A 20,024-nucleotide genomic window follows, 5' to 3' on the forward strand; every position below is an offset into this window, starting at 1 on the left:
ATGCGAGGGTCGCGGGACGTCTAGTTTTCGCCTCATCGGCAAGTTCAGGCGTTCGAACGCCATTCTACAATTGGAAAAACACCGGCCGCTTTTCGGCTGCGATTCCACTTCTCAAATCGTGTTCGAAGGATCGGGATTGCTGCGCGCGCCATGGTTGGCGCGGCCTTCCCAAACCGAACTCGGCGGGCAGCTTCTGATCGGGGCTGCCCGCCTTTTTGCCGCTGAGGGCGGGGCGTCCGACAGGGCCTAAAACAACCGCCCTGGGCCAGGATGTCCCTGGATCGGGAAAGAACCACCGACGCGCCTAGCCCTTAAGCGCTCCTCGATCCTCATCTCTCTCGATTAGGAACGCCGCGCCCCTGTTCAAACGCTCTGCGAGCACTGGCGGCAGTCGTCCGCCCGGATAGGAGGCGGACATCGCCGCCATGCCCCGGCCAAGGGCCCAGATGGCATAGGCGGCGTCTTCGTGATGATCTTGCGGTATGCGTACATCCGCGCGAACTGCGGTCTCATAGGCCTGGAAGGCGCGATACTCCGCGTCGCGCAGTTCCTCGTGTCGCGACAGCATCCGATCGCTGAACATGAGCGAGATCAGTTGGGGGTGTCGTTCCACAAACGCCAGGAACGCGCGTCCACCGCCGCGCATGGGGGACTCCAGGTTGGGGGCGCCCTGGCCACGCAACAGCTCGCGGCGCAGGTCTTCGAAGCCGATCAACGACAACGCCAGCAGGATCGCCTCCTTCCCATCGAAGTAATGATAGATGGAGGCGATCCCAATGCCGCCGTGTTCGGCGATCGCCCGGAGGTTCATCTCCTCCACGCCATCGGTCGCGAGAATGTAGGCCGCCGCCGAGAGCGCCCGTGCCTTCACGCCGTGCACCTCGTGGGCGGCGTGCTTGAACCTCGACTTGATGTCGCAGCTTAGGACTGCTGACGCTGCTCTCATTGAATTGTCCTCGGAATGCGCCGGGAGCCGACGGCTTGGAGGTCCGTGAGATTTGGTGAGGCGTTCATCAGGCGCGGCCCGGCTCAGTGCGGACTGCAGCCTCCTGGGTCACGGCCTCGATGATCGGGTGTTCGTCGTAGAGCGCATCGCGCTCGTCCAGTTGGCGGCGGATCTCGGCGTGCCGCTCCGCGCCCAGCTTGTAACCGACCATGCAGAGACCACCGATCATTACGCAGGCCACAGGGCCGATGATGTAGACCAGTTCGAGGTTTCGGATGGCCGCCGGCGTGTTCACGGCTCCTTCTTCGGCTTGGTAACCAACGAGGGCCAAGACCCAGAAGGTGGCCCCGATTGACACCGCCCCGGCGATCTTCGTCGTCATGGTGGTCATCGCATAGAGCAGGCCCGCCCGTTCTCTGCCCTGCTCCAGCCGCACCTCGTCCGCGATGTCGGCGGTCATGGCCCGGGTCAGAAGGTTGAAGCCGGAAGCGAAGACCCCGGCGACGAACAGCGCGGCCATGCCAAACGGCAGGCTGCCGTGTGGAATGAAGGTGAAGGTCACGAGGGTCAGCGAGTAGCCGGTCGTCGTCATCATGACGGTTCGATGTTTCGACAGCCGGATGGCGATGCGTGCGATCGCAGGCGCGCCGATGATCCCGGCAAGGATGTAGGTCGCCAGGAGTATGCTGGCCTGGCCGGTGGTGAAACCGCGGCAGTCGGTGAAGTAGAATAGGTAGATCGCTGACATCCAGCCTGGCCCGAAGGAAAGGAACAGGTCGGCAAGGATCAACCGCAGGAACGTCGGCCGCATGATGAGCGCCCCATAGTCTCGCAGTTTGAATTCATGTCCGGGAACAGAAGGCGCGATGCGTTCAGGCGTCGTCAGCACCACCAGCGTGATCGCGACGGGAGTGAGAGCGAGAATGAACCAGCCCATCATGGAGACGTTGCCCGCGTCGGCGACGCCACGTGCTTCATTGATGATCGGGATCGCGATCACGCTGGCCGAACCGAGCACGCCGACCGCGATCAACACGCCGAACAGGCGCGATCGATCATCGTATCGCGGAGCCAGGGTGGAGGCCCAGGCGCGATGCGAGAGATCGAGCATGGAGTTGCCGCAGTAGAGGACGAGCAGCCACGCGACCAGGTAGACGAGCCCGACGCCGTCGGGTGCGAAGAACAAGGCGTAGGTGCCGGCCATGAGCACGGGGGCGCCCAGGATCGTCCAAAGCCGATAGCGCCCGAGCCGTGTGCGGGTCTTGTCCATCGCCCAGCCGAAGATCCCGTCGACGGGGATATCGATCGTACGGACGATGAAGAAGGCGGTCCCAACGAGGGCGAGACTGATTCCCAGGTGACTCGCGAAATGTCGCGGGAGATAGACCGCCATGGCGATGGTCAACGCCGAGATCGGAAGACTCGTCGCTGAGAAGGTCAGCGCGCGAAGCATCGATAGGGAGGGCTTGGACGGCGTCGACGACATTAGCGCGCGCCTCGGCAGCTGAAGGTCCGCACGGCACAGAGTTCGAACATTTTTACCTCCCACACACAGGCCTCAGCCTGAGGCCGCTCTTTGGCGGCCGGTTTTCTCTATTATTGTCGGCGCCTTACGGCGCTTTCACGGATTTGAGGGCTACAGCTAAGGCCAGCACGCGCCCGCACAGGCTGGGTCATCGAATGCCCATCTTGCATTGATCGTTCGGGCAACCGGTCGTCCGCGCGGTCAGGCTCAAAGGCCCGCACAAAGCGGAATGCGACCTCCTCCGCGATCCCATCGATGTCGGTGGCCGGTGTCTCGGACCCGGCGACTTTCCGCGGGTCGGCAGCCAGGCAGCCCGAGATCATTCCGATGAACAGCCCTGCGGCGAGTTCCGGATCGGAACAATTCAGGCGTCCCGCGTGGGTCTCGCAGGCCAGAAATCTGGAAACGGTCTGGCGCAAATTGCACGGGTCGAGGTCGCTCCCCCTCGACGCTTGGCTTCGCCCATCGGCGCACAAGGCGGTCGCCGCCGGAGTTGATCGATCCCAGACGAAGTGGAGCGGAAACTGCAATAGGCGCTTCGCCAGCGCGGTGAGCGCTAGTGTCGCGGCGGCATCGCCGCACGACCTCGCCAGCAGCACGCCCGCATCGTTTACGTCGTGGCGCAGCAGCGTCTTCAGGAGCTCTGACCGAGAGCCAAACTGGTTATAGATCGTCTGCTTCGACACCCCTGCTTGCCTGGCGATCTCATCGATCGAGCCCATCGCGCCGCACACCCTGATCTGGCGTGCCGCCGCGTCGAGTATGGCCTCGGTCTTCAATGGATCGCATTGCCCCTTAGCACGCGGCATCGCGGTCTCCTGGCGCACGAAAGGCCCGATCCCATGGAGCGGACGGCCCCCTCTCCGGAGAGCCGCCATCGACCACCGAGTTCGTCCGGAGCGTGATGAAGAGCGCCTGAAGCACGACAGCCAGCTCTAGATCTGGCGCGTCCGGCCTTCCCAGTAGGGGGCTCGGACCTTGTTGCGTTGGATTTTTCCCGCCGCGCTTCGTGGGAGTTCGGTGACGAAGTCCAGGCTGCGGGGCACCTTGTAGGCGGCGAGAGTCTTCCGCCCGAAATCGAGGATTTCCTGCGCCAGGGCGTCGGACGGCGTATGGCCGGGCTTCAGCAGGATCACCGCCTTCACCTGTTCGCCCCACTCGTCGTGCGGCACACCGACCGTCGAGGAATCAGCCACGGCCTTATGCTTAATGAGCTCGTTGTCCACTTCCTGTGGATAGATATTCACCCCGCCGGAGATGATCGTCTCGGCGTTGCGGCCAGTGAGGAACAGATAGCCGTCCTCGTCGAAGTAGCCGACATCGCCCATGGTGAAGTAATCGCCGAAGCGGTTGGCGTTGGTCTTGGCCTCGTCCTTGAAGTAGGTGAAGCCGCCGCCGGGGGGAAGTTGGTGGTAGATGCCGCCAGACTGACCGGTCGGAAGCTCGACGCCCTGCTCATCGAGAATTTTCGACCCCAGAAGAGCGGGCCGCTTACCGACGCTTCCCGGCTTCTGCAGCCATTCCTCGGAGGTAATGAAGAAGCCCGCGCCGCCTTCCGAGCCCGCGTAGTACTCGACGAGGACTGGGCCGAACCAGTCGATCATCGCCTGCTTGACTTCGGGAGGGCACGGCGCAGCGCCGTGGATGATGAACTTCACATGGCTGACATCGTACTTGGCCTTGATCTCATCGGGGAGCGCCAGCAAACGCTGGAACATGATCGGGACCAGGTGGAGGTGGGTGACCTTCTGCTCGGCGATGGTGCGCAGCACCAGTTCGGAATCCCACTTGTCGATGAAATGCAGCGGGACGCCCGCGGTCATCGCGGCCCGGACGTCGAAGGACAGCGGCGCGGCGTGATAGGCGGGGCCAGCGCCCAACTGGACATCGGTGCGATAGTCATAGTCGCCCCGCGCGGGTTGGACCTGGGGAGCTGGCGGGTTGGCGCGGTAGACGCCCTTTGGGCGGCCCGTCGTCCCCGACGTGTACATCATCTGCGTGCCCAGGACGGGGTCGTCGATGTCCGTTCCGTCGAGCTTCGCGATCGCCGTCTCATAGTCCTGGAAGCCCGCGACCGATCCACCGACCACGAGCTTCAAGGCCAGGTCTGGACATGCGTCGGCTACGGCCGCCAACCCGCCGACCCGCGCGTCGCCGATCAGGACCTTCGCTTCGCAATCGCGCACGATGTAGGCGATCTCGTCGGTCGTCAGGTGCCAGTTGACCGGGGTGATGCGGGCGCCCGTCCGGTGCGCAGCGGCCAGAACCTCGACGAACTCGTGGCGGTTTGAGCACACCAGCGCGACGGCCTCGCCCGCCTTCAGGCCATGCTGTCGGAAGAGACGCGCCAGCCGGTTCGCATTGGCGTTGATCTGCGCAAAGGTGTGCGAGCGTCCATTGGGGTCGTAAACGGAAACCTTGTCCGGCTGGATCGACGCCCAGACCGCGGGCGTCATCCCGGTGGCGGCGGCGGCTGTCAGACGCTCCAAAAGACCGTCGCGTTCCAGCACAGTAACCATGAGTTCCCTCTTCTCTAGATGCCGGACTCTCGCCGCCGGCTTATGATGTTTTACTAAGGACTGAAGTCCTTCTGGTCGCGACGCTGCGCAGCTACTTTGAAGTCGGATCCGGCAACCCGAGCACTCGCTTGGAGATGATGTTGTTTTGAACTTCAGTCGACCCGCCCGCGATCGTTGACGACTTGATCCGCAGGTACTGCCGCCCTGCGGCGATCTCCTCCGCCGAGAAGCTCTCCCCTTCCCAGCCAAGCCCCTGCGTCCCCATCGCTTCGACGATGAGTTCGGCGGTGTCGGTATGCAGCTTCGAGGCTGCGAGCTTCATGATCGAAACTGCCGCGCTCGGCCCGCGGTCAGATCGCTCCGCCGCCGCCGACCGCTGGAGCGTCAGCGCATAGGCGTGGGCGTCCATTTGGTTTTGCACCATGCGAGTGCGGAAGTCGGAGTTCACCAGACGGCCATCGGCGCCGACGCCGATATAGGCCTTGGCGGCGCGCGTTAGATCGGCAGGATCAACGCGCGGCGGCCCGTCGGTGCCGCCTGACAGGCTGTTGCGTTCGTGCTCAAGCAGGCGCTTGCCCACGGTCCAACCGCCATTCAACGGACCGACGAGGTTCTCCTTGGGGACCTTCACATCGGTGAAGAACGTCTCGCAGAAGGGCGAGGACCCGGCGATTAGCTTGATGGGGCGGGTCTCGACGCCGGGCGTGCGCATGTCGATCAGCACGAAGCTGATGCCCTCGTGCTTCTTCGTCGCGTCGGTGCGCACCAGGCAGAAACACCAGTCCGACCACTGCGCGCCGGAGGTCCAGATCTTCTGTCCATTGATCAGGAAGTGGTCGCCCTTGTCTTCGGCGCGCGTTTGCAGGCTGGCCAGATCGGACCCGGCGCCCGGCTCGGAATAGCCCTGACACCAACGCAGCTCGCCACGGGCGATCGGCGGGATGTGCTGCTGCTTCTGAGCGTCGGTGCCGTACTCAAGCAGGGTCGGTCCGAACATCATGATGCCCATGCCCACGATCGGATTCCATGCGCCGATCGCCGCCATCTCTTCACGAAGAATCTTGAGCTGCGCTGCGCTCAGCCCCCCTCCGCCATAGGCGACAGGCCAGGTCGGCACGCCCCAACCCTTGTCGGCCATGCGGTCCTTCCAGAGCTTGAAGTCACCTTCCACCGGCGCCGAGTTTTCAAGAGCCGCAAGGTCCGACCGCCCCACCAGAGAGGTCGGAAAGTTCTGTTGGAGCCAGCCGCGAGTTTCCAGGCGGAAGCCATCCAGTTCAGTCGAGCCGAAATCGGCCATATTCATTGTCCTCCACGCATGTCCGCTCTGGCGGCGGATTGGGGATAAGTTTCGATGTCCGGCCGCGCCCTCCGACGCGCCGCAGTCAGCTCATGTGATTGGCGATGCGACCGCGTCCTCGCTTGAAGCCGCGTAGGACGGGTAGTCGATGTAACCGGCCGCCCGGCCGCCGTAGTAGGTGGCCGTATCCGGAACCGCCCACTTGGCGCCGATAGCAATGCGCTCGACGAGGTCTGGATTGGCGATGAAGGGCTGACCAAAGGCCGCGAGATCGATCAGGCCGGCCGCCAACAGCCGATCGGCCTTTTCCGCATCGAGGCTGCCCGCCAGCACGACGGCGCCTGAGAAGACCTCGCGGACTCGGCGCAGCAGCGCGTCAGTCATCACTGGCGATCCCGCGCGGGCGCCGGTGTCGCTGAGGTGGAGATAGCCGATCCTCCGCTTCGAGAGTTCCGCAAACAGCTCGAAGTAGGTCGCTTCGTTGTCCGCATAGGCAGGCGCGCCGAGCAGTTGCGCCAAGGGCGAGAGCCGGATGCCGACTCGCTCAGGCCCTACTTCACCGGCGACGGCGTCCACGACCTCCAAGGCAAAGCGTCGGCGCGCTTCGAGCGAGCCCCCGTACTGGTCAGTCCGATCATTGATCGTCGGATTGAGAAACTGTTCGATCAGGTACCCGTGAGCGCCGTGTATCTCAACGCCGTCGAACCCGGCGCGGATCGCTTGTTTGGCAGCGTGCGCGTAGTCGGCGACGACCCGAGCAATCTCCTCGGTGGTGAGGGCCCTCGGCACGCTGGGAGCCACGAAGCCGACGCTGCCGTCGTCCCGCCACGCATAAGCGAACGTGCGCGGCCCCTCTGCAGGCCGATCAGTGGAACTGACAGGAGGCTGCTGGCCATCCTGCAGGGAGACGTGGGAGACGCGACCGACATGCCAGATCTGGGCGTAAATGCGCCCCCCCGCATCGTGGACGGCGGACGTCACCCCTCGCCAGCCTTCGATCTGCCGCTCGGTGTAGAGTCCGGGCAAGAACGCGTATCCGACAGCTTCGCGCGAGATCGGCGCCCCCTCGCTGATGATCAACCCAGCCGTCGCTCGCTGTTGGTAGTAGATCGCCGTCAGATCGTCAGCGACCTCAGTCGGCGCTCGCGACCGGGTCATCGGCGCCATGACGATGCGGTTCGGCAGCTGCAGACCGGCAAGGTCGAAGGTCTCGAACAGGCTCATCATCACCTCAGCGGGTCAGGCGTCGGCACGCTGCTTTGCGAAGCGCGAACCGGGACGCCGACACAGATCCTCGAATCGAGATGCAACCACACGCCACGCAGTTACGATGCCGTGATGCTATCAAACCGAGACGTAAAATCAAGCCGGTGTCGCTGCGATGGCCGATTTGCGCTCGGCGTCGACTATTGAGGTTTGGATCGGTTAGGTCCCCGCCAAGACATAGGCGTGCTTGGCGCTTCCAGGAGGGCCTTGCGGAACCAAGTTTCGCCTAGATGGCGCGAAGTCCCAGCCGGAGGACGTCGGTTGTTTCGGCTGCGACGAGCGCGAAGTCGTCATGGGTTTGCTTTGCGAAGTCCTTCCAGAGCCATGCCGCCGCGCCGGGCGTAATCTGCTTGAAGAGTTCCAAATCGATGTCCCTCATGGAACGCTCGTGCTTCGCCGCACGGTAGAGGGCGGTGTATTCTTGATTGCGCCGCCGAAGGCGCTCCGCCGCGCGCACCTGCTCGCTCGCCGGGAGGGCTCCTACGGCGCTGCCGTAGCGAAGTGGTTGCAATTCCTTGTGCTGCTGCGCCATGGCGTTGCTTCGTAGGAGCCCGACGATCTGTTCCTGTGCGGTCGCCCCCTGCTCCAGGGCGCACGTCATGATGTACCCGTAGATGCGGTCGGCTCGAGCAAAGCATTCGGCGACGAGCGTCTGCTTATCTCCGACATACTTGTAGAGCCGCGCCTTGGTCGTGCCGAGCGTTGTCGCGATCTCATCCAGGGACGTCGAATCGACGCCGCGGCAGGTGAACATCCGAGACGCCATATTGAGGATCGTCTCGCGCTTGACCTTGGCGATGGCGTCCTGATCGAACCCATCGCTTGCACGCACCAGCAGCGGCGACAGGTCCACGGGGGCCGGATCGCAGGCTTGGTCCCGGTCGGCCGCCCAGCCATTGGCGATCAGATCCAGGAGCGCCTTCACCACCCGCGGGCGGTCCTCCGCTGATGTCGCCGTCCAGGCGCTTGGCAACGGAATCCAGTGAACGAGGCTGATGATTGTTCTCGCAACAGTCTGCGCATGGCAGGGGCGCAGCTCACCTGATCGCGCCCTCTCCTCAAGCAATCCTGCAAGCTTGGCGACGGTGTCGTCGTATCGCCTCAGCACCACAGCGTGATGAGCGTCGCTGAGCAGCCCGTACTCGTTCAACGCCGCGAGTTGCGGCTGAGCGGGGTCCAAACATCGTGAAATGAAGCTCTTCACCACGTCCAACCTCCCGCCCCCTTCATCAAAGGCCGCGGCCAACCGAGCCGCCAAAAGCTCGCAGGAGCGCTCATAGGTCTGGAAGATCAGATCTTCGAGATCGACAAAGTAGTAGTAGAGCGCGTTGCGCGTGACCCCCAGCTCACCGGCAAGATCCTGCAAGGTGGATTGAGAAACGCCGTGCGCGTTCAGCAGGCGAGAGGCTTCATCAAGCACCTCTTCGCGTCGCGCTCTGGCTTTAGGGGCCCGTCGAAGAGCTTGCGTATTTTCAGTCATATCTGCGTGGCTAGGCCTCGGTTCGAACCCAGAATTGGCGTCGAACAGGCGTTGCTCTCAATCTAACCGTCATTGCAGCTTGGTGGCTACCCCGCCCGAGGCGAGATCGGCTCGCGCGCGCACGCGCTGCGCAAAATTCACGAACAGGGCGATGACGGCATGCCGATTGATTTTACGAATACGTTGGATATCAGTACCCATTCGTAATTTGAGTCCCACGGCTTGAGTTGAGCCATGCAGGCGTCGTGATCGTGGTTCGAGGCGCAATCCTGCCCCCGAACTGAACGGCGCCTCGATTTGGGTCCGTCTTGGGGGAGTCCTTCATGTCTTTCAGTCCGTCGGCTCGCATCGTCATCCTTGGCGCTGGCCATGCGGGGGGCGCCTGCGCGGCGCTGCTCCGCCAGTACGGACACGAAGGCACGATTTCCCTCGTCGGCGATGAGCCCATCCCGCCCTACCAACGTCCTCCTCTGTCCAAGGCCTGGCTGAAGGGCGAAGCCGATGCAGAGAGCCTGGCCCTCCGGCCCCTGTCTTTCTACGCCGACAACGACATCCAGTTTCATCCGAACACGCGCGCTGTGCGGATCCACCGCGCCGACCAATTGGTCGACTGTGCGGATGGTTGGGTGATCCCCTACGACGTCTTGATCCTGGCGACCGGCGCGCGGGCGTTGCCGCTACCGATCGCGGGGTCGAATCTCGCGGGCGTATTGTCCCTGCGCACCGCGGCTGACGCCGAGGCGCTGAAGGCGGCGCTCGGCCCCGGCAAGACGCTGGCGGTGATCGGCGGCGGTTACATCGGACTGGAAGTCGCCGCCTCCGGCCGCGCCCTGGGGGCAGAGGTCGTCATCATCGAACGCGAGACGCGCGTCTTGGCGCGTGTCGCCTGCCCCGCCCTCTCCGAGTTCTTCTCCGACTATCATGAGGCGAAGGGGGTGCGGTTCGAACTTGGCTGTGGCGTCACCGCATTTCAGGGCGAGCATGGGCACGTTACCGACGTGGTTTTGTCCAACGGCCAAGTCTTGGCTTGCGACGCGGTCGTGGTTGGAATTGGGGCTGCGCCGAATGACGAACTCGCCGTCGAGGCGGGTTTGAACTGCACGCGCGGAATTGTGGTCGACCTCGCCGCTCGGACGTCCGATCCGAATATCTACGCCATCGGCGACGTCACGCATCGGCCGCTGCCGATCTATGACCGCATGTTTCGACTCGAGAGCGTCCCGAATGCGTTGGAGCAAGCCAAGCAAGCGGCCGCGGACATCATCGGACGCCCTACGCCCCAGATGGAAGTCCCGTGGCAGTGGTCGGATCAATACGACCTCAAGCTACAGATCGCTGGCTATCCGTTCGACGTCGACGAGATCCTGATCCGAGGAGATCCGAAGACCGCAAAGTTCGCCGTGTTCCACCTTCACGGAGGACAGGTCCAAGCGGTCGAGGCGATCAACGCGCCGGCGGAGTTCATGATGGGCAAGACCCTGATCGGGAACCGCCGCGCGGTCGACAAGGCGAAACTTGTCGACCTCTCCGTATCGATGAAGGAGGTGGCGATCTAAGGTTGCGGGTCGCCACCGGATTTGCAACGCAATTGATTTTACGACTTGGTATTGCCCTGCCACGTTCTCGTAATTTACATCCTCAAGGCAGCGAACCTGAGGCGGCCACCGGGGCCAAGCTGACCAGGGACTTGCCAGAAACATTAGGGAGCTAAACGGACATGGGTCTTCTTGACGGGAAGGTCGCCATCATCACTGGCGCGGGCAATGGTCTTGGCGAAGCTTATGCGAAGCTGTTCGCGAAAGAAGGCGCAGCGGTCGTCGTCAACGACCTTGGCGGGCCGCGCGACGGCTCGGGCTCTGACACCTCGGCGGCCCAGAAGGTGGTGGATGCAATCACAGCCGCCGGCGGCAAGGCCGTCGCCAACGGGGACGACGTCTCCACTATGGCCGGCGGCGAGAACATCCTGAAGACCGCCCTGGATAATTTCGGCCAGGTGGACATCCTGGTCTGCAACGCCGGCATCCTGCGGGACAAGAGCTTCGCCAACACCAGCGAGCAGGACTGGGACCTGGTGGTGAAGGTCCACCTGAAGGGCACCTATTGCTGCACCATGCCGGTGTGGAAGTGGCTGAAGGACAACGGCAAGCCGGGGACGATCATCATGACGTCCTCGACCTCGGGCCTCTACGGCAACTTCGGCCAGTCGAACTACGGGGCGGCCAAGGCCGGCATCTACGGCTTCATGCGCGTGCTCTCGATCGAAGGGCGCAAGTACGGCATCCGCGTCATGGGCCTGGCGCCCGGCGCCTATACCCGGATGACGTCCGATCTCCCGAGCCAGCGGGATCGCGAGCCCGATCCCATGGCCCTGCCGGAGAACGTCGCGCCCGGCGTGCTCTACATGGCCTCCGACCTCGCGGCCGATCACACCGGCAAGGTGCTGGGCGTCTCGTCCCGCGGCGTGCGCGAGATCCGCATGATGCAGACGGACGGCTTCAACCCTAATCGGCCGTACACCGCGCAGGACGTGGCCGACCACGCTGGCGAAGTCTTCTTCCAAGACCTCGAGGAGCGAACCTCCAAGTCCGCTTAGCCTGACGCTGTCCCGCCACGGAGGCTGCGTGGACCTCCATGGCGGGACTAACTGAACCTCGACGTCGCCCCAACGCGTGTTGGATGCGGCGTCCGCGCCCTTGGTGGACGCGATCCTGATGGACCGCATTTGCAGACTGAGCGCCGCGGCGCTGCAGCCCTTCTCCGGAGATAGCGATGAGCAACCTTTCGACAGCAGACCTAGACGCCTTCCGCGCGGAAGCGCGAAGCTGGCTCGCCGAAAACTTTCCGCCGTCGCTCAAGGGGCGCAACGATGCGGGCAGCGAGGCCCCGGTGGTCTGGGAAGGCGATGCGGCGCTTTGGAAGCAACGCGTCGCCGATCGTGGTTGGGGAGTCCCGACCTGGCCCGTCGCCTATGGCGGCGGCGGACTCTCGTTCAAGCAGTCCCAGGTCCTGCGAGAGGAAATGTCGGCGATCGGCGCTTGGAATCCGATCGGCGGCATGGGCGTGATGATGTTCGGCCCGACCCTGCTTGAGTACGGCACCGAAGCCCAGAAGCTCCAACACATCCCGCCGATCGCCCGCGGTGAGCTGCGTTGGTGTCAGGGCTATTCCGAGCCTGGCGCAGGATCCGATCTGGCCAGCTTGCAGACACGCGCCGAAGACAAGGGTGACCACTTCCTAGTCAATGGACAGAAGATTTGGACTTCGGGCGCCCATTGGTCGGACTGGTGCTTCTGCCTGGTGCGCACCGACGCAACGAAGAAGCACGAGGGCATCAGCTTCGTGTTGATCGATATGCGCACACCTGGCGTCGAGACCCGTCCCATCAAGTTGATTTCGGGTGTGTCACCCTTCTGCGAGACGTTCTTCACAGACGTGCAGGTGCCGAAGGAAAATCTCGTCGGACCCGTCAATGGAGGATGGACCGTCGGCAAGCGGCTCCTCCAGCACGAGCGCAACGGTCTCTCCGGCGGTTCGGGTGGTCCCTCCCGCGTCGATCCAGCCAAGCTTGTCGAAGTCGCCAAGGCGTATTTCGGGCTCGATGCAGACGGACGTCTGGCTGACGCCGATTTCCGAACTCGCTTGATCCACAACAACGTCGACGCTCACGCCTACGCCCTGACCCTTCGGCGGATCGCCGACGAAGGGAAGACCGCGAACGGCCCGAGCACCACCACGTCGATCCTGAAGAATGTCTCTGCGAAGCTCGTGACGGAGTCTGCGGAGATGATGGTCGAAGCCATGGGTCAAGGTGGCGTCGGCTGGGAGGGCGACGCTTTCAGCGAGGCCGAGCTTGCGGCCGGCCGCAACTATCTGGGCGTGAAGGCGCACGCCATCGCGGGCGGCTCCACCGAGGTCCAAAACAACATCATCTCCAAGCGGATTCTCGGTCTCCCCGATAGCAACCGCCACACGTACTGATCACCTGATCGCCGGGTGTCTCGCTTCGGCGGGACGCCCTGGCGCCAGGTTCCTCGGTCGTGCCCGCGGGCGCGTCGAGCCGCAAACGTCGGCCGCAAGGCGCCACATCCTGGCCAGGACATGACACGTTCTCCACCAGTCACCGACGCCTCTACATCGACACGGCATGACCAACTGCTCGATGTCGCGGCCCGTCAGTTGAACGCTCGCGGCATGTCTCAAAGGACGCTGGCGGACCTCGCCGGCAGTCTCGGCTTCACCCGGAACGCCCTCTATCACTATGTGAAGGACTTCGAAGACCTGCTGAGCCAGGTCTATCGCCGCTCCTGCATTCTGCTCGGCGAACGCCTCGACGAAGCGATGTCGCAACGTGACCCGTCAGACATCTTGCGCGCTTTCGTCAGCACCGCGCTCGATGGCAAGCGCGCCGAGATCGCGGCGCTGAACGAGTACGGGCTCTTGCGTCCAGACGCCCGCGCCGAGGTGACGACACTCTATCGAGGGATCGAAGGGCGCCTTGCCGCTGTCATCGCCGACGGTGTCGACGCCCGGACGTTTCGCCCCTGTGACCCCGCGCTTGTCGCCCGCACCATTCTCAGCATCGTCTACTGGGTGCCGCTGGGCACGCGGCGTGGGCTCAGCATGGGCCCCGACGAACGCGCCGACGCGGCTGATCTGCTGAACACCTTGCTCAACACAGGTTGGGCGGCCGACCGCCACGCCGCGATCGATCCCCCCACCATCGATCTCTCGCCCCTGGTCGTCAGCACGACCGATGGATTCGATCAAGCTGCGCTCTACGAAATGAAGCGCGAGTCGATCCTCTCGTGCGCCAGCCGGATGTTCAACGCCCGCGGAGTCGACACCACCTCACTCGACGAACTGGCGCGCGTGCTCGGCACCACCAAACCCAGGCTGTACAGATACGTCGGCGACAAGGCGACCTTGGTTGAAGAGTGCTTCGCACGCGCAGACCGGATCAACCGGTTCCTGCGGCAAGCCGCCCGGGAGTTGCCGTGTACGCCGATGGAGCGTGTGGTCGCCTTGCTTCGCACGTCGACGACCATCCGCCTGGGCGGCATCTTGGAGCCTATGCGCTACGCGTTCACGGACGATGTCCGCGAGCGTATCGCCCCCGACCTCGTCAGGCGGCGGATGAAGCAGATGGTGGAATCGACCAGCCAGCTCTTCGCCGAAGGCCAGGCCGAGCACATCATCCGGCCGTTCGATGTCGAGAGGCTGAGGTTCCTCAACCTGACCGCTGTGGGCGGCATCGCCCGCCCCGACCCCGACGACGCCGCCCAGATCGCGTCGGACGCGGCGGGAATGGTCGAGGTCATGCGGATTGGCCTGGCCGCGCTCTAGGGGGAAGCCCCGGAGATCAGCGCGCGTCGAGGGCGGGCCCGGAGTATCGCGCTCGCGGCCTGATCACCGAATCTCCCTGCGCCTGCTCGATCGCGTGTGCGATCCAGCCGGCGCAGCGGGCGGCCGTGAAGATCTGGAAGGGCGCGTCAGTCGGCAGGTTCATCGATCTGCAGGCGGCGACCAGAGCAAAATCGATGGTTGGTCTCAGGCCCGCGATATCTTCCACCATCTCCGCCAGGTCGAGAAATGACTGGGCGTCTGGGATCCTGTGAAGCACTGCTGCGGCGCGAGGGTCGCCTTCAGGGTAGAGCTTGTGCCCGAAGCCTGGCAGCGAAAGGTCGTCGCGCAAGCGCCGCGAAATCGCCTCAGGTCCGCCGAGCCGCGCCGCCTCCTCGACAAACGCGTCTACCGCGACGAACGCCCCGCCATGACGCGGCCCTGACAGGGTGGTGAGCCCAGCTGTTGCGCAGGCTGCAAGGGACGCCCCCGTGGAGGCGGTGACGCGCGCTGCAAAGGCTGAGGGATTGAGTTCGTGGTCGGCGGTGAGCACGAGCAGACGGCGAGTCAGATCCGCCGCAGGGCCGTCTGGATCCTGCCCCCAGCCGCGGGCGAGGCGCCGATGAATGAGGTCGGTCCCGGGGGCGCCTGCAATGGCGTCCGCAACGCTATGCAGCAGTTGCGCCGCTTCGGTGTCCAGCGCGCGCGATGCGCGCCCTTGAAGCGGGAGATCCATCGCCGCGCGAAGGGCGAGGGTTCTGAGGACCCTCACCCGAGCGTTATCGTCAGCACCCCAAGAAGCCGACAGCACCGGCGGATCGCCTGGGATGTGGTCGTCCGGCTCGCCACGAAGCAACCTCGCCACCGACTCGAGGGTCTCGGTTTCGGCCAATAGAACTGCGTCGCGCCCGCGATAGAAGAGCCGTCCATGCGCCACTGTGGTGATAGCGCTTTCGAGCACCGGTTCGCCCCAAGCGATCGCCAGAGCTGCGACGTCGGCGACCCGCCGGCTGCGGGTCTTGCGCTTCGCTAGCACCGCGATGTCGGCGACATGGTACAGGCTGCGTCGCGGGTCGGACGGGTCGGCGCGGACCTGCACAGGGTTGCGGCTGACATAGGCATAGAGCGTCTGGGGTCTTACCCCCAGACGCTGGCAGGCCGCTTCGGCGCTGATCCACTCGTCATCCGCCATCACCCCAGCCTCCGAGGGTCCCGCGAATGACACCTTGCAGTTTGCATTGGCGCGCCTTGCAGAGGCGCTCAAGCGAGCTTGAACGCCGGGAAGTACTGGCCGTCCTTCGCTGCCTGCAGCGAGACACGGACCGCGCCCCCGATTTGGATGCTGGCTGGATCAGCATCCAGCAGATGGGTCAGCAGAATTGGCCCCTCCTTCACCCGCACATAGGCGATCACGTTCGTGCCAGGCGCTGGCGCCGGGTTGCAGAAGGAATAGATCTCTCCATCGCCGGAGGCCTCGACCCATTCGACGTCGAAGGAGAAGCAGAACGGACAGAAGGCGCGGGGATACCAGTGGGCCCGCGCACAGGCGCGACAGGTTGGCATCGTGAACCGTCCCTCCGCCGCCGCGGCGGAAAACGGAACGATCTCCGGATGGTTTTGGCTCAGCGCCGCATCAATCGACATCGATCTACTCCCGTTCGAGGATCAAGGTTGCACTGCCGTGCCGGCTGCCGAGCCAGCCGCCAGTTCCATGCGCAAGGGCCAGGGCGCAGTCCTTCACCTGAACAGCGGGGTGGGCCTCTCCGCGCAGTTGCCGGACGGCCTCGATCACCTTGGTCATGCCGCCGCGGTTGGCAGGATGGTTGTTGCAGAGGCCACCGCCGTCGGTGTTGACCGGAAGCTTGCCCACACCGGAAATCAGATTCCCGTCCGCGACGAAGCGACCGCCCTGCCCCTTTTCGCAGAAGCCCAGGTCTTCCAATTGCATCAAGACGGTGATCGTGAAGCTGTCGTAGATCGAGGCGTATTGGATGTCGGACGGACGGACCCCTGCCTGGTCGAACGCGATCGGGCCCGACGCGACGCCGCCGGAATAGGTCAGGTCGACATCGCCGCCGTTCTGGCCTTTCATCGCCTCGCCGGCGCCCTTCACCCGCACGAGGGGCCGGCCAAGTTTCTTGGCGATCTCAGGTCGCGTGACGATCACGGCGCCGCCGCCATCGGACACCACGCAGCAGTCGAGCCGGTGTAGTGGGTCGGAGACCATCGGGGATTGGAGCACATCCTCGACGGTGACCAACTGGCGGAGCATGGCGTTGGGGTTGTGCTGCGCGTGGTGGGACGCCGCCACCTTCACCCAAGCCAGCTGTTCGCTGGTCGTGCCGAACTCGTACATGTGCCGCTGCGCGCACATGGCGTAGAGATCCACCAGTCTGGTGTTCACCGGCGGTTCCCACGGCCGCGGCGGCGCCGATGGCGCGCCAAACGGCATGGGTCCCGCCTCGGTGCGCGGTCGCCCGGCAAGGGTGATCAGCGCGATGTCGCATTTGCCCGCCGCGATCGCCTGAGCCGCATGGCTGACAAGCGCGATGTAGCTCGATCCGCCGAAGTCCGTGGAGTCGAGGTGACGGGGTTTCAGTCCAAGATAGTCGACCATCGTCAGCAGGCCGCCCGGCGCGTCGCCGGCGCAGAAGAAGCCGTCGATGTCCTTGTGTTCCAAACCCGCGTCGGCCAACGCCCCGGCGATGCATTCCGCGTAAAGGCGCCCGACCGCAAGGTCGGTCGCCTTGCGCGTCGGGTGCTCGAAAGCGCCCGCGATATAGGCTGATGTGGTCATTGAGATCCTGCTTGCTGGCATTGGTTCGGGCCCATCCGTCCTGGAGGGCCGGCCGACTGAAGACGCGGGCCTTCCGCCCCCAGTGGGCTTCGGCGTTGCAAAGCCCGCCGGATGGGTCCGGAGAGGCGCACGCGTCGCCTAGTGCTGGCTTTCCGGCATGCTCACCACCAGCCCGTCGAGATCGGCGCGCATCTTGATCTGACAGCCGAGGCGCGAGTTCGGATGCACGTTCTCGGCAAACTCCAGCATGCTGCGTTCCATGTCGGACTGCGGCTCGAGCCGGCTCAACCAGGGCTCGTCGACATAGACGTGGCAGGTGGCGCACGCGCAGGCGCCGCCACAGTCGCCGTCGATCCCGGGCACGCTGTTGCGAACAGCGCCTTCCATGACGGTCACGCCCAGATCGGTGTCGACCTGAAACTCGGCGCCATCATGGGCGCGGTAGGTAATCTTCGGCATTGCGCACTCCCCAATTTCTCTACGCTTTCCCTCGTTGAAGGGAGTGAAACGGCGTTCGAAAAGGGCCAATCGCAGAAATTATTCCACTCGCTCGATCCGGCGCCGAGGCGCCGATTCCTCACCTCTGCAATGCATCGTGCGGCCCTAGGCCAGCGGCGCCAACACGCCCACAGCGGTCGGTGTCGGCGTGCTCGCCGCACGCCGACGCCCCGCAGACTCGCTATGTCAACCGCGGTTGACATAGCTCCGATTTGGGCAGAGCGTGGCGGGAAGAAGATCGCCAAGCTAACGCGTCAGCAGCAGTGCTGCGCTGATCGCCGGGCGGCAAAACAAGGGAGCAGACCATGAATATCGCCGTGAAAGTCGATCCTGCGTTGGGATCTGAAGTCGAAGCCGACGCCAATACAGTCCCGCTCGACGAGATCAATCCGGCCCGCGCTGATCGTTTCCAGACCAACAGCTTCTGGCCCTATTTCGAGCGTTTGCGGCGGGAGGATCCCGTTCACTTCACGCCGCGAAGCGAGTTCGGTCCCTACTGGTCGATCACCCGTTGGAACGACATTCTGCAGGTCGACAGCGACAACGAGACCTTCTCGTCGGCGGAAGGTATCTCGTTGCAGAACCTGGAAGCGGTGGCCGAACAGGAGCGTGTGGTCGGCAAGCGCCAGCGCCGCGGCGCTGGATTCATCACCATGGACGAGCCCGAGCACAGCATGCGTCGGAAGGCGGTGAGTCCGACGGTGGCGCCTTCGAACCTGCACAACATGGCGCCGCTCGTCAGAGAGCGCGCTGGACAGATCCTCGACTCCCTACCGATCGGCGAAGAGTTCGACTGGGTGGATCTGGTTTCCAAGGAACTGACCGCCATGACCCTGGCGACCCTGTTCGGCTACCCGTTCGAGCGTCGTCGCGAACTGACCCATTGGTCGGACATGTTCACCAACCTGCCGGGTCACGGTCCCGTTGAGAGTTGGCAGCACAAGGCTGAGGCGGCTGAGGCCTGCTTTGGCGCCTTCACCGAACTCTGGAACGAGCGGGTGAACGGCGAACCGGGGATCGACCTCATCTCCATGCTCGCGCACAACGACTCGACGCGAGGCATCTCCATGGACGAGTATCATGGCACGGTCGTCCTCCTGATTATCGGCGGCAACGACACCACGCGGAACACCATCTCCGGCAGCATTTACGCGCTGAACAAGAATCCGGACCAGTACGCGAAACTTCGCGCCAATCCGGGTCTAGTCACCTCGATGGTCTCGGAGACGATCCGCTGGCAGACCCCGCTTGCGCACATGAGCCGCGTCGCCCTGCGCGACGCCGAAGTCGGCGGAAAACTCATCAAGAAGGGTGAGAAGGTTGTGATGTGGTACGTCTCGGGCAACCGTGACGAGACCGTGGTCGACAATCCCAACGACTATATCATCGATCGCGAGCGTCCCCGCCAACACATGAGCTTCGGCTTCGGCGTTCACCGCTGTGTCGGCAACCGAGTCGCCGAACTGCAATTGACCATCATCTGGGAGGAGATCTTGAAGCGCTTCCCCGAGATTCGAATGGTTGGAGAACCCACTCGGACCTACTCGTCCTTCGTGAAGGGCTATGAAACGATGCACGTCGTCATTCCGCGGCGAGTTTAGGGCCACAACTCCTGATGGGTGAATCGGCGACACTTCGCACTGCTCCCTCGGCGCCGCGCAAACGCGACGCCGAGGCCACGCGTTTGGCGATCCTCGGCGCCGCCAAGATCCATTTCGCCAGGCTTGGCTACGAGTGTGCGGCGTTGCGGGATATCGCCACCGAGGCCGGCGCGGACGTTTCGCTGATCAAACGCTATTTCGGCGGCAAGGAGGCGCTGTTTGCAGCAGCGCTGAACGACTCGTTCAGTGGAAACGCCGCGCGCGACTGGAACAGGGAGACGTTCTCCCGAGACATCGCCACGATGATGGCGGACGACACACACGTCGATGAGGATCGAACACTCCGTTTTAAGTTCCTGCTGCGCGCGGCGACGTCGCCGACGACGGCGCCGCTGCTGAATCTGGCGATGCAGGAGCGCTTTCTGGCTCCGATCCGTGATTGGCTTGGCGGCGAGTGCGCACCGGTCCGCGCCCGCGTCCTGGCCGCCGTTTACATCGGCTTCCTCGTCGAACGACTCATCCGCGACCGTCCGCTGATTGGGGAGGAACGGGAGGTGTTTATCGCCTCGGCCGCGGCCGCCTTGGACGCAGTCTTGCAGCCTGCGCCCTAGACGGGGTGGACAAAGGCGTGCGCCGCCGCCCGCACGCGCGACGCCAGGGGTTTCGTCCGCTCTTCGCCGCACTGCAACAAGTACAATCCTAGGCGCCTACACAGATGTTGAAGCAATCAATCAACCTGTACCCTTTGCTCTTCT

Annotated in this window: 18 protein-coding genes; 6 read left to right on the forward strand and 12 right to left on the reverse strand. The window is 64.0% G+C overall.

Translation table 11 applies throughout. The features are described from left to right. Positions 1-304 precede the first annotated feature (304 nt). The 8 genes from Q8M13_RS13575 to Q8M13_RS13610 form a co-directional block, all read right to left on the reverse strand. The gene (locus tag Q8M13_RS13575) at positions 305-946 is read right to left on the reverse strand and encodes a TetR/AcrR family transcriptional regulator (protein ID WP_293492718.1); all 642 of its coding nucleotides are present in this window, start codon (positions 944-946) and stop codon (positions 305-307) included. A gap of 67 nt (positions 947-1,013) precedes the next feature. Continuing rightward, the gene (locus tag Q8M13_RS13580) at positions 1,014-2,432 is read right to left on the reverse strand and encodes an MFS transporter (protein ID WP_293492719.1); all 1,419 of its coding nucleotides are present in this window, start codon (positions 2,430-2,432) and stop codon (positions 1,014-1,016) included. A gap of 110 nt (positions 2,433-2,542) precedes the next feature. Next, on the reverse strand, positions 2,543-3,280 hold the full coding sequence (locus Q8M13_RS13585) for a TetR/AcrR family transcriptional regulator (RefSeq protein WP_293492720.1): 738 nt from the start codon (positions 3,278-3,280) through the stop codon (positions 2,543-2,545). Between the two features lie 126 nt (positions 3,281-3,406). Next, positions 3,407-4,990, reverse strand: a complete 1,584-nt coding sequence (locus Q8M13_RS13590; protein ID WP_293492721.1) for an AMP-binding protein — start codon at positions 4,988-4,990, stop codon at positions 3,407-3,409. Positions 4,991-5,081: 91 nt separating this feature from the next. Further along, positions 5,082-6,287, reverse strand: a complete 1,206-nt coding sequence (locus Q8M13_RS13595; RefSeq protein ID WP_293492722.1) for an acyl-CoA dehydrogenase family protein — start codon at positions 6,285-6,287, stop codon at positions 5,082-5,084. Between the two features lie 90 nt (positions 6,288-6,377). Next, entirely contained in the window at positions 6,378-7,511 is a 1,134-nt protein-coding gene (locus Q8M13_RS13600; protein ID WP_293492723.1) for an alkene reductase, read from the reverse strand. A gap of 268 nt (positions 7,512-7,779) precedes the next feature. Further along, positions 7,780-8,973 (reverse strand): TetR/AcrR family transcriptional regulator, encoded by a 1,194-nt coding sequence (locus tag Q8M13_RS13605; protein WP_305300502.1) that lies wholly within the window; start codon positions 8,971-8,973, stop codon positions 7,780-7,782. A gap of 129 nt (positions 8,974-9,102) precedes the next feature. Then, on the reverse strand, positions 9,103-9,234 hold the full coding sequence (locus Q8M13_RS13610; protein ID WP_293492725.1) for a hypothetical protein: 132 nt from the start codon (positions 9,232-9,234) through the stop codon (positions 9,103-9,105). Positions 9,235-9,356: 122 nt separating this feature from the next. Here Q8M13_RS13610 and Q8M13_RS13615 point away from each other — a divergent pair, with 122 nt between their 5' ends. The 4 genes from Q8M13_RS13615 to Q8M13_RS13630 all read left to right on the forward strand — a co-directional run bounded on the left by Q8M13_RS13615 (position 9,357) and on the right by Q8M13_RS13630 (position 14,376). Continuing rightward, positions 9,357-10,589, forward strand: coding sequence for an NAD(P)/FAD-dependent oxidoreductase (locus tag Q8M13_RS13615; protein ID WP_293492726.1), 1,233 nt, complete (start codon positions 9,357-9,359; stop codon positions 10,587-10,589). Positions 10,590-10,750: 161 nt separating this feature from the next. Further along, positions 10,751-11,626, forward strand: coding sequence for an SDR family oxidoreductase (locus Q8M13_RS13620; RefSeq protein WP_293492727.1), 876 nt, complete (start codon positions 10,751-10,753; stop codon positions 11,624-11,626). Between the two features lie 176 nt (positions 11,627-11,802). Continuing rightward, positions 11,803-13,011 (forward strand): acyl-CoA dehydrogenase family protein, encoded by a 1,209-nt coding sequence (locus tag Q8M13_RS13625; protein WP_293492728.1) that lies wholly within the window; start codon positions 11,803-11,805, stop codon positions 13,009-13,011. A 120-nt stretch (positions 13,012-13,131) separates the two neighbouring features. Continuing rightward, positions 13,132-14,376, forward strand: a complete 1,245-nt coding sequence (locus tag Q8M13_RS13630) for a TetR/AcrR family transcriptional regulator (RefSeq protein WP_305300505.1) — start codon at positions 13,132-13,134, stop codon at positions 14,374-14,376. A gap of 16 nt (positions 14,377-14,392) precedes the next feature. Here Q8M13_RS13630 and Q8M13_RS13635 read toward each other — a convergent pair whose 3' ends face one another. The 4 genes from Q8M13_RS13635 to Q8M13_RS13650 form a co-directional block, all read right to left on the reverse strand. Beyond that, positions 14,393-15,565, reverse strand: a complete 1,173-nt coding sequence (locus Q8M13_RS13635) for a citrate synthase (protein WP_293492731.1) — start codon at positions 15,563-15,565, stop codon at positions 14,393-14,395. Between the two features lie 68 nt (positions 15,566-15,633). Beyond that, on the reverse strand, positions 15,634-16,017 hold the full coding sequence (locus Q8M13_RS13640; RefSeq protein WP_293492733.1) for a Zn-ribbon domain-containing OB-fold protein: 384 nt from the start codon (positions 16,015-16,017) through the stop codon (positions 15,634-15,636). 4 nt (positions 16,018-16,021) lie between these two features. Then, a complete protein-coding gene (locus Q8M13_RS13645; protein WP_293492735.1) occupies positions 16,022-17,170 on the reverse strand; it encodes a thiolase domain-containing protein in 1,149 nt (382 codons plus the stop codon). 138 nt (positions 17,171-17,308) lie between these two features. Further along, positions 17,309-17,629: a 2Fe-2S iron-sulfur cluster-binding protein gene (locus Q8M13_RS13650; RefSeq protein WP_293492737.1), complete on the reverse strand. Its 321-nt coding sequence runs from the start codon at positions 17,627-17,629 to the stop codon at positions 17,309-17,311. A gap of 344 nt (positions 17,630-17,973) precedes the next feature. On the opposite strand from Q8M13_RS13650, the gene Q8M13_RS13655 reads away from it, so the two are divergent. Together Q8M13_RS13655 and Q8M13_RS13660 are read left to right on the forward strand one after the other, a co-directional pair. Continuing rightward, entirely contained in the window at positions 17,974-19,269 is a 1,296-nt protein-coding gene (locus Q8M13_RS13655; RefSeq protein WP_293492739.1) for a cytochrome P450, read from the forward strand. Positions 19,270-19,352: 83 nt separating this feature from the next. Beyond that, positions 19,353-19,880 (forward strand): TetR/AcrR family transcriptional regulator, encoded by a 528-nt coding sequence (locus Q8M13_RS13660; RefSeq protein ID WP_305300507.1) that lies wholly within the window; start codon positions 19,353-19,355, stop codon positions 19,878-19,880. The last annotated feature ends 144 nt before the right edge of the window (positions 19,881-20,024 follow it).

It is taken from the genome of Phenylobacterium sp. (assembly GCF_030681155.1).
In the GTDB taxonomy this organism is placed as follows: Bacteria; Pseudomonadota; Alphaproteobacteria; order Caulobacterales; family Caulobacteraceae; genus Phenylobacterium.